12 protein-coding genes are annotated in these 12982 nt (G+C 72.5%); 7 read left to right on the top strand and 5 right to left on the bottom strand.

Translation table 11 applies throughout. The features are described 5' to 3' along the window. Window positions 1-3 precede the first annotated feature (3 nt). Genes zwf through pgl form a run of 3 tightly spaced genes read left to right on the top strand, consistent with a single transcriptional unit; the run spans window position 4 to window position 3481 of the window. Window positions 4-1539, top strand: a complete 1536-nt coding sequence (gene zwf, locus AB0K92_RS29125) for a glucose-6-phosphate dehydrogenase (protein WP_365927754.1) — start codon at window positions 4-6, stop codon at window positions 1537-1539. Beyond that, window positions 1536-2702, top strand: a complete 1167-nt coding sequence (gene opcA, locus AB0K92_RS29120) for a glucose-6-phosphate dehydrogenase assembly protein OpcA (protein ID WP_365927752.1) — start codon at window positions 1536-1538, stop codon at window positions 2700-2702. The genes zwf and opcA overlap by 4 nt, the downstream gene beginning before the upstream one ends. Continuing rightward, the gene (gene pgl, locus AB0K92_RS29115; protein ID WP_365927750.1) at window positions 2699-3481 is read left to right on the top strand and encodes a 6-phosphogluconolactonase; all 783 of its coding nucleotides are present in this window, start codon (window positions 2699-2701) and stop codon (window positions 3479-3481) included. Before opcA ends, pgl begins: the two co-directional genes overlap by 4 nt. Window positions 3482-3554: 73 nt before the next feature. Here the strand turns inward: pgl and AB0K92_RS29110 are convergent, their stop codons facing one another. The 5 genes from AB0K92_RS29110 to AB0K92_RS29090 all read right to left on the bottom strand — a co-directional run bounded on the left by AB0K92_RS29110 (window position 3555) and on the right by AB0K92_RS29090 (window position 10283). Beyond that, window positions 3555-4394 (bottom strand): carbohydrate ABC transporter permease, encoded by an 840-nt coding sequence (locus AB0K92_RS29110; protein WP_165997409.1) that lies wholly within the window; start codon window positions 4392-4394, stop codon window positions 3555-3557. Continuing rightward, on the bottom strand, window positions 4391-5749 hold the full coding sequence (locus AB0K92_RS29105) for an ABC transporter permease subunit (RefSeq protein ID WP_365927748.1): 1359 nt from the start codon (window positions 5747-5749) through the stop codon (window positions 4391-4393). Before AB0K92_RS29105 ends, AB0K92_RS29110 begins: the two co-directional genes overlap by 4 nt. A 1-nt stretch (window position 5750) precedes the next feature. After that, entirely contained in the window at window positions 5751-7076 is a 1326-nt protein-coding gene (locus AB0K92_RS29100; RefSeq protein ID WP_365927746.1) for an ABC transporter substrate-binding protein, read from the bottom strand. A 149-nt stretch (window positions 7077-7225) separates the two neighbouring features. Further along, complete coding sequence (locus AB0K92_RS29095; protein WP_365927744.1) at window positions 7226-8869, bottom strand: glycoside hydrolase family 13 protein; 1644 nt, start codon at window positions 8867-8869, stop codon at window positions 7226-7228. A gap of 139 nt (window positions 8870-9008) precedes the next feature. Beyond that, window positions 9009-10283 (bottom strand): ABC transporter substrate-binding protein, encoded by a 1275-nt coding sequence (locus AB0K92_RS29090; RefSeq protein WP_365927742.1) that lies wholly within the window; start codon window positions 10281-10283, stop codon window positions 9009-9011. A 129-nt stretch (window positions 10284-10412) separates the two neighbouring features. On the opposite strand from AB0K92_RS29090, the gene AB0K92_RS29085 reads away from it, so the two are divergent. From AB0K92_RS29085 to AB0K92_RS29070, 4 genes are all read left to right on the top strand, one after another. Beyond that, complete coding sequence (locus tag AB0K92_RS29085; RefSeq protein WP_165997414.1) at window positions 10413-10928, top strand: PadR family transcriptional regulator; 516 nt, start codon at window positions 10413-10415, stop codon at window positions 10926-10928. Next, window positions 10925-11677, top strand: coding sequence for an ABC transporter ATP-binding protein (locus AB0K92_RS29080; protein ID WP_365927740.1), 753 nt, complete (start codon window positions 10925-10927; stop codon window positions 11675-11677). The genes AB0K92_RS29085 and AB0K92_RS29080 overlap by 4 nt, the downstream gene beginning before the upstream one ends. Before the next feature lies 1 nt (window position 11678). Next, the gene (locus tag AB0K92_RS29075; RefSeq protein ID WP_365927738.1) at window positions 11679-11849 is read left to right on the top strand and encodes a pentapeptide repeat-containing protein; all 171 of its coding nucleotides are present in this window, start codon (window positions 11679-11681) and stop codon (window positions 11847-11849) included. Between the two features lie 4 nt (window positions 11850-11853). Beyond that, the coding region (locus tag AB0K92_RS29070; RefSeq protein WP_365927736.1) for an FtsX-like permease family protein at window positions 11854-12982 on the top strand (1129 nt) is incomplete at its 3' end.

The raw sequence follows: 12982 nt of genomic DNA, 5'->3' as shown, positions 1-12982 counted from the left end.
ACCTTGTCTCCCTCTGTCACAGGAGCGAACCCGCTTCGTGACCCCGCAGACCGACGGCTCCCGCGCATCGCGGGGCCGTCGGGCCTGGTCATCTTCGGCGTCACGGGCGATCTGTCACGCAAGAAGCTGATGCCCGCCGTCTACGACCTCGCCAACCGGGGTCTGCTGCCGCCGGGCTTCTCGCTCGTCGGCTTCGCCCGCCGCGAGTGGCAGCACGAGGACTTCGCGAAGGAGGTCCACGACGCCGTCAAGGAACACGCCCGCACCCCCTTCCGCGAGGAGGTCTGGCAGCAGCTCATCCAGGGCATGCGGTTCGTCCAGGGCACCTTCGACGACGACGAGGCGTTCGAGAAACTGCGCGCCACGATCGAGGAACTGGACAAGGCCCAGGGCACCGGCGGCAACTTCGCCTTCTATCTGTCCGTGCCGCCGCGCTCCTTCCCGGTGGTCATCCAGCAGCTGAAGAAGCACGGCCTGGCCGACCAGACCGGCGGCTCCTGGCGGCGCGCCGTCATCGAGAAGCCGTTCGGGCACGACCTGAAGTCGGCGGAGGAGCTGAACAAGGTCGTCCACGAGGTGTTCGCGCCGGACCAGGTGTTCCGGATCGACCACTACCTGGGCAAGGAGACGGTCCAGAACATCCTGGCGCTGCGGTTCGCGAACACGATGTTCGAGCCGATCTGGAACCGGTCGTTCGTGGACCATGTGCAGATCACCATGGCCGAGGACATCGGCATCGGCGGCCGGGCCGGCTACTACGACGGCATCGGCGCCGCCCGGGACGTCATCCAGAACCACCTGCTGCAGCTGCTCGCGCTGACCGCGATGGAGGAGCCCGCCTCCTTCGACGCGGACGCGCTGGCCGCCGAGAAGACCAAGGTGCTCGGCGCGGTGCGGCTGCCGAAGGACCTGGGCCGTGACACCGTGCGCGCCCAGTACACGGCGGGCTGGCAGGGCGGCGCGCAGGTGCGCGGCTACCTGGAGGAGGAGGGCATCGACCCCGGCTCCAGGACCGACACCTATGCGGCGGTCAAGCTGGGCATCGACAACCGCCGCTGGGCGGGCGTCCCCTTCTACCTGCGCACCGGCAAGCGCCTGGGCCGCCGGGTGACGGAGATCGCGGTCGTCTTCCAGCGCGCCCCGCACTCCCCCTTCGACACCACGGCGACGGAGGAACTGGGCTCGAACGCGATCGTGATCCGCGTCCAGCCCGACGAGGGCGTCACGGTCCGGTTCGGGTCGAAGGTGCCGGGCACGTCGATGGAGATCCGGGACGTGTCGATGGACTTCGCCTACGGCGAGTCCTTCACCGAGTCCAGCCCGGAGGCGTACGAGCGGCTGATCCTGGACGTACTGCTCGGCGACTCGAACCTCTTCCCGCGCACCGAGGAGGTCGAGCTGTCCTGGAAGATCCTCGACCCGATCGAGGAGTACTGGGACCACAACGGCAAGCCGGCCCAGTACCCGGCCGGCACCTGGGGTCCCGTCGAGGCCGACGAGATGCTGGAGCGAGACGGACGGAGCTGGCGCCGGCCATGAAGATAGACCTCACGGACACCACCTCCAGCAAGATCAACAAGGCGCTGGTGCAGGGGCGCCGGGCCATCGGCACCCCCGCCGTCGGCATGGTGCTCACGCTGGTCATCGTCACCGACGAGGAGAACGCGTACGACGCCCTGAAGGCCGCGAACGACGCCTCGCGCGAGCACCCCTCGCGCACCCTCGTGGTCATCAAGCGGGTCTCGCGCACCCCGCGCGACCGCACCCAGTCCCGGCTGGACGCCGAGGTGCGGGTCGGCGCGGACGCCGGCACGGGCGAGACGGTGGTGCTCCGCCTGTACGGTGACGTGGCCGACCACGCCCAGTCGGTGGTGCTGCCGCTGCTGCTGCCCGACGCCCCCGTGGTCGTGTGGTGGCCGGTCAACGCGCCCCTGGACCCGGCGAACGACCCGCTGGGCGCGCTGGGCCAGCGCCGGGTCACCGACACCTACGCGGCCGAGGACCCGGTGCGGGACCTGACCGCCCGCGCGCAGACCTACACCCCCGGCGACACGGACCTGTCGTGGACCCGCATCACGCCCTGGCGTTCGATGCTGGCCGCGGCGCTGGACCAGGTCGTGTGCCAGGTGAAGGGCGTCGAGGTCGAGGGCGAGGAGTTCAACCCGAGCTGCGAGCTGCTGGCGATGTGGCTCGCGGACCGGCTGGGCGTGCCGGTGCGGCGCTCGGTGTCGGCCGGGCCCGGTCTGACCGCGGTCCGCATGGACACCGACTGCGGCCCGATCGTCCTGGACCGCGCCGACGGCTCGCTGGCGACCCTGTCCATCGAGGGCCAGCCGGACCGCGCGGTGGCGCTGAAGCGGCGCGAGACGGCCGAGCTGATCGCGGAGGAGCTGCGGCGGCTGGACCCGGACGACACGTACGCGTCCGCGCTGCGGTTCGGGGTGGAGCGGCTGACGGCGGCGGCCGCGGAGCAGCCGGAGTCCTCCGAGGAGCCCGAGCCTTCCGAGAAGCCGAAGTCCTCCAAGGACCCGGAGTCCTCCGAGAAGCCGGAGCCTTCCGAGGAGCCGGAGGCGGAGGACGGGGCCGACCCGGTCGCGACCGACGCACCGGTGGCGGTCCCCGAGCCCGTCGAGGAGGCCGCGAAGGCCCCCGCGAAGAAGGCCACCCGCAAGGCCCCGGCGAAGAAGGCGGCGGCGAAGTGAGCACTCCGCAGCTGGTCGTGCACCGCGACAAGGAGCTGATGGCGCAGGCCGCGGCGGCCCGGCTGATCACGAGGATCGTGGACGCGCAGGCCTCGCGCGGCTCGGCGTCGGTGGTCCTCACCGGCGGCCGCAACGGCAACGGCGTGCTGGCCGCCCTGGCCGCCGCGCCCGCGCGGGACGCGGTCGACTGGTCGCGGCTTGACCTGTGGTGGGGTGACGAGCGGTTCCTGCCCGAGGGCGACCCGGACCGCAATGTCACCCAGGCCCGCGAGGCCCTGCTGGACTCCGTGCCGCTGGACCCCGAGCGGGTCCACGCGATGCCGGCCTCGGACGGCCCGTACGGCTCCGACGTGGACGCGGCGGCCGCCGCCTACGCCGAGGAGCTGGCCCGCGCGGCCCGCCCGGGCAACCACGGCGGGGTCCCGGCGTTCGACGTGCTGATGCTGGGCGTCGGCCCGGACACGCACGTGGCCTCGCTCTTCCCGGAGCTGCCCGCGGTGCGCGAGACCGAGCGCACGGTGGTCGGCGTGCACGGCGCGCCCAAGCCCCCGCCGACCCGTGTCACCCTCACCCTCCCGGCGATCCGGGCGGCCCGCGAGGTGTGGCTGCTGGCGGCCGGTGAGGACAAGGCACAGGCCGCGGCCATCGCGCTGTCCGGCGCGGGCGAGGTGCAGGCCCCGGCCGCGGGCGCCCGGGGCCGCTCCCGCACCCTGTGGCTCCTGGACGCGGCGGCGGCCTCCCGGCTGCCGCGCGCCCTGTATCCACCGGCGACGCCGTGACCGGCTGAAACGGAGCTGACACGGAAAGGGGCGGCGGAGATCCGGGATCTCCGCCGCCCCTTTCCGTGTCGGGCTATTTCACCGACCCGGCCATCACGCCCTGCACGAAGTGCCGCTGGAAGGCGAAGAAGACCGCCACCGGGACCACCAGGGAGAGGAAGGCGCCGGGTGCCAGGACGTCGATGTTGCTGCCGAACTGGCGGATCTGCGACTGGAGTTCGACGGTGAGCGGCTGGGCGCTGCTGTCGGCGAACAGCAGGGCGACCAGCATGTCGTTCCACACCCACAGGAACTGGAAGATCGCGAGGCTGGCGATGGCCGGGCGGCCGACGGGCAGGACGAGGCGGGTGAAGATGCGCCACTCGCTGCCGCCGTCCATGCGGGCGGCCTCCAGCATCTCCTTCGGGATCTCCGCGAAGTAGTTGCGCAGCAGGAACACGGCGAACGGCAGGCCGTAGGCGACGTGGAAGAGGACGACGCCGGGGATCGTGCCGAACAGGCCCAGCTGCCCGAAGAGTTTGGCGACCGGCAGCAGGCCGATCTGCACCGGGACCACCAGCAGCGCCACCACCAGCAGGAACAGCGGCTCGCGCAGCGGGAAGTCCAGCCAGGCGAAGGCGTATCCGGCGAGTGCCGCGATGACGACGACCAGGGCGGTCGCCGGGACGGAGATCAGGACCGTGTTCCAGAAGGCCTGGGTGATGCCCGAGTTGTCCAGCAGCGCGGAGTAGTTGTCGAAGGAGAGCTGCCCGGGGCTGGTGAAGACCGTCCACCAGCCGCCGGTCGCGGTGTCCTCGGCGGAGCGCAGCGAGGAGAGGAACAGGCCGGCGAGCGGGGTCATCCACACCAGGCCGGTCACCACGAGGAAGGCCTGGACGAGCCCGTTGCCCAGCCCGCGCCGGATGGCGTTCATCGCTGACTCCTTCGGAAACGGCGGACGTTGAAGACCATCGCCGGGACGACCAGCAGCAGGAGCAGGACGCCCAGCGCGCTGCCGAGGCCCTGGTTGTTGCCGCCGCCGAACGACACCAGCCACATCTGGGTCGCGAGCACGGTCGCGTCCTCCTGCACCGGTCCGGGCGCGATGATGTAGACGAGGTCGAAGACCTTCATCACGTTGATGACGAGGGTCACGAAGACGACCGTCAGGACGGGTGCGAGCAGGGGCACCGTGATGCGGCGGAAGATCTGCCACTCGTTGGCGCCGTCCATCCGCGCCGCCTCCAGCGCGTCCCGGGGCAGCGTGGACAGGCCCGCGCCGATCAGCACCATCGCGAAGCCCGTCCAGATCCACAGGTACGCCCCGATGATGGCGGGCGTGACGAGCGCGGGGCCGAGCCAGGAGACGCCCTCGTAGGGCGGGGCGAAGTTCGAGGCGGGCAGCCTGACGGTGTAGGAGCCGTCGGTGAGGCCGCCGAAGCGGAACGAGCCGTCGGACGCCGTGGTCGTGGCGGCGACCACCTCGCCGCCGCGCACCGCCTCGACCCTCATCTCCGGCAGGCCGCTCTCGCGTGGGTCGACCCTGCCCTGTTCCCCTCCCCCGCCGGGCGTGAAGTCCAGGTAGACGACGCCGCGCAGTTCGCCGGGGGCGGCCGTGCGCGCGGCCGCGGCGCGGGCGGGTTCGGCGCCGCCGGGCAGGTCCTTGGGCTGGACGCCGACCAGGCCGAGCGTCACCGTGTCGCCCGGTGATGCGGCGGTGCTCGTGCGGTAGGCGCCGTCCGCCTCCCTGGTCAGGCCCTGGCCGTCGCGGGCGCGGGCCGTGGGATAGGAGGAGGTGCCGGTGAAGGCGTCGTGTACGGAGACCACGGCCGCGTTCAGCACGCCCTTGTCGGGGTCCTCGTCGTAGGCGAGCCGGAAGATGATGCCGGCGGCGAGGAAGGAGACCGCCATCGGCATGAAGAGCAGCAGCTTGAACGCGGTGGCCCAGCGGACCTTCTCGACGAGGACGGCGAGGATCAGTCCGAGGCCGGTCAGCAGGGTCGGCGCGACCACGACCCAGATCGCCGTGTTGCGGATGGCCTTGAGGGTGGCGGGGTCGCGGAACATCTCGGCGTAGTTCTCGCCGCCGACGAACCGGGTGCCGCCGGCGTCGAAGAAGCTGCGGCCGACCGAGAACAGCACCGGGTAGACGACGAGGGCGCCCAGCAGGAGCAGCGCGGGGAAGACGAAGAGCAGGGCGATGATCCGGCCCCGGCGCCGCGGGCGCCGACGGGTGTCGGCGACCGCGGCGGCCGGCGGGCTCGCCTCTTTCACGAGGGTGGCGGTCATGTCAGCCCCGGTACGCCTTCGCCGCCGCGGCTTCCAGCCGCTCCGCGGTGGCCTTCGGGTCGGACGGGTCGCGCAGGAAGTCCTGGAGGATCTTCCACTCGCCCGCGCCCTTGGTGCCGCCGAAGGCGGCGGGGGCCTGGTCGGACATGTCGAAGCGGACCGAATCGCCGGCCGCGACGAGGGACCGGGCGGTGGCGCGGGTGACGTCGTCGCCGTAGGAGGCGAGGTCGAGCTTCTTGTTGGGCGAGAGGAAGCCGCCGGCCTCGGCCCACACGGCCGCGGCCTCGGGGGTGGCCAGGTACTCCAGGAGCGCCATGGCGGCCTTGCGGTTCTTGCCGTCCTTCAGGACGACGGCCGCGTCGCCGCCGCTGACGACGGGCGCCTTGCCGCCGCCGACCGCCGGGAACGGGAAGAAGTCCGCGTCCTCGCCGATCGCCTTGCCGAACTGGTCCTTGGCGACACCGGCGACGAAGTCGCCCTCGTAGACCATGCCCGCCTCGGGCTTCGGGCCGAACACCTTCTCGACCGAGCCGGGGAAGTCGGTGTTGAGGGCGCCCTTCTGGCCGCCCGCGACGAGCTGCTTGTCCTCGAAGAGCTTGCCGAGCGTCTCCAGCGCCTTCACCACGCTCGCGTCGGTCCACTTCAGCTCGTGCGCGGCGAGGGCGTCGTACTTCTCGGGGCCGGCCTGGGAGAGGTAGACGTTCTCGAACCAGTCGGTGAGGGTCCAGCCGTCCTGTCCGGCGACCGAGAAGGCGGCGAGCCCGGAGTCGGAGACGGTCCGCCCGGCCTTCAGCATCTCGTCGTACGTCTTCGGCGGCTTCACGCCCGCCTGGGCGAGGGCGTCGGGGCTGTACCAGACGGTCGACTTGTGGGCGGCCTTGAAGTAGAGGCCGTACAGCTTGCCGTCGACGCTGCCGTACTTCTTCCAGACGGGGGCGAAGCCTGCGTCGACGGCCTTCTCGGTCTTCTCCGACAGCGGCGTTAGCCAGCCCTGCTCGGCGAACTGCTGGAGCACGCCGACCTGCGGGACCATCACGACGTCGGGGGCGTTGCCGCCCTCGATCTTGCTGCCGACGACGGTGGAGACGTTGTCGCCGGTGGACACGAACTGGGTCTTGGCGCCGGTCTTCTCGGTGAAGGCGTCGAGCACCTTCTGGAAGTTCTTCTGCTCGGTGCCGGACCAGACACCGGCCACGGTGACGGTCTGGCCGCTGAGCGCCTGGTCGCCGCCGCCGGCCGTGACGGGACCGCCGCCGCAGGCGGTCGCGCCGAGGGCCAGGGCGAGGGCGGTACAGGTGGTGAGCAGGGTGGTACGTCGTCGCATCATCGTCGATGTCCCTTCGCAGGTGCCTCGGGAGGAGGCGCAGAGGTGTCTCGGGGGGAGACAGGGGTGTCTCCGGAGAGACAGGAGGTGTCTCCGGAGAGACAGCGGGTGTCTCAGCAGGAGACGGGGGGTCTCCGGAGACAGGGGATGTCTCAGCAGGAGACGGGGAGGTCGCTGATCCACCAGGCCGCCGTCGAGCCGGGCAGCTCTCCGGGCGGGCAGGGGCCGCTGGACAGCAGCGGGGTGCCGGCGACCGGCGCGGGCGCGGGTGCGGGTGCGGTACCGAAGTTGACGGCGCACACGAGGTCGTCGCCGCGGACGAAGGCCAGGACGCCGGGCGGGGTCTCCAGCCAGCGCAGGGTGCCCTCGCCGAGCTGGGGCAGGGCGGCGCGCAGTTGCAGGCCGTCCCGGTAGAGGTGCCAGAAGGAGCGGGTGTCGGCGAGGGCGCGGTCGGTGGCGTACTCGGCGAACCACTCGGGCTGCGGCAGCCACGGCTTGGCGGTCTCGGCGCCGGAGGTGAAGCCGAACGGCGAGGCCTGCCCGGACCACGGCAGCGGCACCCGGCAGCCGTCGCGGATTCGGGCGCGGCTGCCGGTGCGCCGGAAGATCGGGTCGGTGAGCACGTCGTCGGGCAGGTCGACGACCTCGGGCAGGCCCAGCTCCTCGCCCTGGTAGATGTACGCGGCGCCGGGCAGCGCGAGCATCAGCAGCGCGGCGGCGCGGGCGCGGGCGGCGCCGAGGCCGCTGCCGTGCGGGGTGGGCTCGCCGTAGCGGGTGACGGTGCGGACCTGGTCGTGGTTGTTGAGGACCCAGGTGACGGTGGAGCCGGTGCCGGCGATGTCCGCCATGGCCTCGGAGATGACCTTGCGGAAGGCGTCGGGGTCCCAGGGCGCGCCGAGCAGGTCGAAGAAGAAGGCCTGGTGGAGTTCGTCGGGGCGGACGTAGAGGGCGTGTTCGCGTGCGGTGGGCACGGACACCTCGCCGACGAGCAGGCGTTCGCGGCCGTCGCGTTCCCGGTACTCCTCGCAGACCGCCCGCCAGTGCCGCCACACGTCGTGCACCTCGGGCTGGTTCCAGGCGAGCGGGTTGACCGAGTCGCGGGTGCGGGCGTCGGCCTCGGGGTCGTCGGAGTCGGGCAGCGCGGGGTGCTTGAAGAGGCCGGCGGCGACGTCGATGCGGAAGCCGTCGACGCCCCGGTCGAGCCAGAAGCGCAGGATCCGGTCGAACTCGGCGCGGATCGCGGGGTTGCGCCAGTTCCAGTCGGGCTGCTCGGGCGTGAACATGTGCAGGTACCACTGGCCGGGCCGGCCGTCGGCCTCGGTGACCCGGGTCCAGGCCGGGCCGCCGAACATGGCGTGCCAGTTGTTCGGGGGCTCGCTGCCGTCGGGGCCGCGGCCGTCGGCGAAGTGGAAGCGGGCGCGGGCCGCGCTGCCGGGCGGGGAGGCGAGTGCCTCGCGGAACCACGGGTGGGCGCTGGAGCAGTGGTTGGGGACGATGTCGAGCAGCACCTTGATGCCGAGCCGCCGGGCGGCCCGCACCAGCTGGTCGAACTCGGCGAGGTCGCCGAAGAGCGGGTCGACGTCGCAGTAGTCGGCCACGTCGTAGCCGTGGTCGTGCTGCGGCGAGGGGTAGAAGGGGCTCAGCCAGATCCCGTCCACGCCGAGCTTCTTCAGGTACGGCAGTCCCGCCCGGACGCCGGCGAGATCGCCGACTCCGTCACCGGTGCTGTCCAGAAAGCTGCGGACGTACACCTGGTAGATCACGGCGTCCCGCCACCAGTGGCACTTACTCAACATGCATGCATGTTAGGTAGGCGTGTCATCGGCGTGTCAACGAAAAGAACAGAAGATACCGGCCAGTTGGCATGACAAAGCCGGGTGAAAGCGGACAGACTGAAGGCAGTTGAGACGTCCGCGTTACCTAACAGGTAACTAACTAGCGGTGGGAGACGGCCGCCAGCTCACGCGCCAGCCGGCGCACCGCCGCCTCGGGCGTCAGCCGCCCGGTCAGCGCGTCCTGCACGGCCGCCTGCACCACCAGGCTGACCTGGTCGTAGTGCGGGCTCTTCGGGCGCGGCGCGGCCCGCAGCACGCTCTCGCGCAGGGTCGGCAGATACGGGTGGGCGCGCACCAGCGCGGGATCGTCGTAGAGCGCGGCCCTGACCGGTGGCAGCGCGCCGCGGGTGAGGACCTGGCGCTGCACGGGTTCGCTGGTGAGGTAGGCGATCAGGCGCGCCGCGGTGTCGGGATGCCGGGCATGGCTGCTCACCGCCAGGTTGGAGCCGCCGAGGACGCTGGTCCCCGGCCCGTCCGGCCCCGGCAGCGGTACGGCGCCGACCTTCCCGGCGACCCGGGAGCCCTCGGCGGAGGCGGAGACGTAGGCGTACGGCCAGTTGCGCAGGAAGAGCAGCCGCCCGTCCTGGAAGGCCTGCCGGGACTCCTCCTCCTTGTACGCCAGCGCCGCCCCCGGGATCCAGCCGTCGCGCACCCCGCGGGCGAGGAACCCGATGCCCTCGCGGGCCGCCGCGGAGTCCACGGTGACGCGGGCGCCCTCGTCGCCGAGGATCGTGCCGCCCGCCGAGTAGACCGCCTCGGCGGCGTTGACGGTCAGGCCCTCGTAGGGCAGGAACTGGCCGGCGTACCCGTCGAGTCCGTGCCGGGGCGCGAGGGTCTTCGCGTACCGCTCCAGCTCCGCCCAGGTGCGCGGCGGCGGGACGCCCTCCGCGGCGAGGACGTCCTTGCGGTACAGCAGCAGGCCCGCGTTGGTGACGTACGGGACGGCGTACAGCCGCCCGTCGTAGGTCGCGGTGCCGACCACCGGCCGCAGGAAGGCGTCCAGGTCGAAGCGGTCGCGCGGCAGCGGGCGGATCCAGCCGGCCGCGGCGAACTCGGAGGTCCAGTTGACGTCGATGTTGAGGACGTCGAACCGGCCGCGGCCGCCGGCCCGCAGGTCGGTGGCCATCTGGGCGCGGGTCTCGTCGGCCGAGTCGGGCAGTTCGACGAGGGTGACGCGCTCGCCGGGGTGGGCGCGGTTCCAGCCCTCCAGCAGGGGGCCGAGGTAGCCGGTGAGGTCGCCGGCGGTGGCGAGCGTGAGCGGTCCGCGCCCGGCGTCGCCGCGGGCCTGGCCCGCCTGGGCGCCGGAGGCGACGTAACCGGTCAGCAGGACCACGAGAACGAGGAGGCCCCTACCCGCGGCACTCATCCACCGCATAGGTTCCTCCCTGTACACCGGCCACGGGCACCCTCGCCCGGGTCAGAGGCCATGTATACCTGTTAGGTATGGGCGATACTAGGGCCTGGCCCACATTACGCACATGGCGAGGACAGGAGGACTGCACGAGTGCGCCTGCCCCTCCTGGCACTCCTCGCGCGCGGCCCGGCCCACGGCTACGAGCTGAAGCAGGACCTTGAGCAACTGCTGGGGTCCGCGTACCCTCAGCCGAACGTCGGCCAGATCTACGTCACCCTCGGCCGCCTGGAGAAACAGGGACTGATCGAGGGCGAGGACGTCGAACAGTCGAGCCGGCCCAACAAGAAGGTCTACCACCTCACCGACACCGGGCGGGACGCGCTGCGCGCCTGGTTCGAGGAGCCCGAGGACGAGCCGCGGGTGCGGGACGAGTTCTTCATGAAACTGGCCCTCGCCCCGCAGACCGGTCTCGCCGATCAGATCGCCCTGATCAACAAGCAGCGGCGCCAGTATCTGAACACCATGCGGCAGCTGTCGAAGCTGGCCGCCGCCGAAGACCGCGACAACCGCATCGCCCAGCTGCTGATCGAGGGCGCGATGCTGCATCTCCAGGCCGACCTCGACTGGCTGGAGAGGTGCCAGGAAGAGCTGGAGGAGCTGGAGTGAGTGACGGTTCCCCTCCTGTGCTGCGCGCCGAGGGCCTGGTGAAGACCCACCGCGGTGAGGGCGCGCCCGTGCACGCCGTGCGCGGGGTCGACCTGGCGGTGCGGCGCGGCGAGTTCGTGGCGATCACCGGCCCGTCGGGCGCCGGGAAGTCGACGCTGCTGCATCTGCTGGGCGGGCTCCAGCGGCCGGACGCCGGCTCCATCCGGCTGGACGGCGAGTCCACGGACGCCTGGAGCGAGGCCCGGTGGGCGGTCGAGCGGCGCAAGCGCATCGGGATCGTCTTCCAGTTCTTCAACCTGGTGTCGAACCTGTCCGTCGCCGACAACGTCGAGCTGCCCGCCCTGCTCGCCGGGGTCCCGCCGCGGCGGGCCCGCGCCGAGCGCGAGGAACTGCTGGCCGAGCTGGGCCTCGCGGGCAAGGAGCGCAGCATGCCTGGGGAGCTGTCCGGCGGCGAGCAGCAGCGGGTCGCGCTCGCCCGCGCCCTGGTCAACCATCCGCCGGTGCTGCTCGCCGACGAACCCGCGGGCAGCCTCGACAGCAAGGGCACGCGCGAGGTGATGCGGCTGCTGTCCCGGTTCCACCAGCGCGGCCAGACGATTCTGCTGGTCACGCACGACGCCCGGCTGGCGAGCGCCGCGGACCGGGTGATCAGCTTCTTCGACGGGCGGATCGCCGACGACGCGCACCTCGACACCGGCCCCCGGCCGCGCCGCTCCGGGATATCCGGCGTGCTGGAGCTGAAGGACTGACATGCCGGTGACTGACATGCCGGTGACTGACATGCCGGGCACCGACCTGGCGGGGACGGACGTGCCGGGCACTGACACGGCGGGCACTGACCTGCCGGGCGCTGAGGCGGCGGGCACCGACCTGCCGGGCGCCGACCTGCCGTTGTACGAGCACCGCGTCCGCGGGGGCTGAGGCCGTGCGAGCCACCCTGCGCTGGGCGCACTCCGATCTGCGCACGCACCGCGGTGAGGCGGTCTTCCTGGTCCTCGCCACCGCGGGCATCGTCGTCTCGCTGCTGCTGGCCACGGCCCTGTTCGGGTACGCCACCAACCCCTGGCAGCGGGTGTTCACCCAGGCGCGCGGCGCCCATGTCTGGCTCCATGTCGACGAGTCCGCCGACACCGGCGCGCTGGCCGCCCTGGACGGCGTCGAGTCCGTCGCCGGCCCCTACCGCACCGACTCCGCCACCCTCGCCTCACGCGGCAGCCGCGCCTCCGTCGAACTGCGCGGCAGCCCCGCCGAGACGCCCCCCGTGGGCCGGCCGCTGCTCACCGCGGGACGCTGGCTCGACCCGGCCGCGCCGGACGGCGTGGTCCTGGAGAGCAGCCTCGCCCGCGCCCTGCTCGCCGAGCCGGGCGACCCGCTGACCCTGCCCGGGACCGGAAGGCGGCTGACCGTCGTCGGCGTCGCCGACAGCGCCGAGCTGCGCTACCGGCCGGGCGAGCGGCCGGGCCTGGTCTGGGCCCTGCCGTCCGCGCTGCCCGGCGAGGACGCCCAGGTGATCGGGTTGCGGCTCACGGACCCGTCGGACACCGGGTACGCCGTGCAGCGCGCCGTGACCGTGCTGGGCGCCGGGGCGATCGGCGAGGTCTCCACCTGGCAGCAGGCCCGCGCCGAGGCGCAGGGCGACACCCGGCTGCTCGGGCAGGTGCTGGGGCTCTTCGGGCTCGGCGCGCTGATCGCCGCCGGGTTCGCCGTGCACGGCGCCATCGGCACCCGCATCCGCGGTCATCTGCGGGACATCTCCGTGCTGAAGGCGATCGGCTTCACCCCCGGCCAGGTCGTCCGGGTCTTCCTCCTCCAGCATCTGGCGTACGCCGTGCTGGGCGCCGTGGCCGCGGCGGCGCTCACCGAGACGCTGGGCAGCCGGTTCCCGGGGCGCCTCGGGGACGCGGTGGGCGTGTGGCAGGGACTGCCCGGCCACACCGCCGCGCTCGTCGCGATACCGGTCGGCGCGGTGCTGTTCATCGGCGCGACCACCGGACTCGCCGCGTGGCGGGCGGGACGCGTGCCGCCGGTCCCGGTGCCGCGGCCGTCGGCGCTGC

The organism is Streptomyces sp. NPDC052687 (assembly GCF_040678395.1).
Taxonomy (GTDB): Bacteria; Actinomycetota; Actinomycetes; order Streptomycetales; family Streptomycetaceae; genus Streptomyces.
This window is presented reverse-complemented; position numbering and strand designations above follow the sequence as displayed.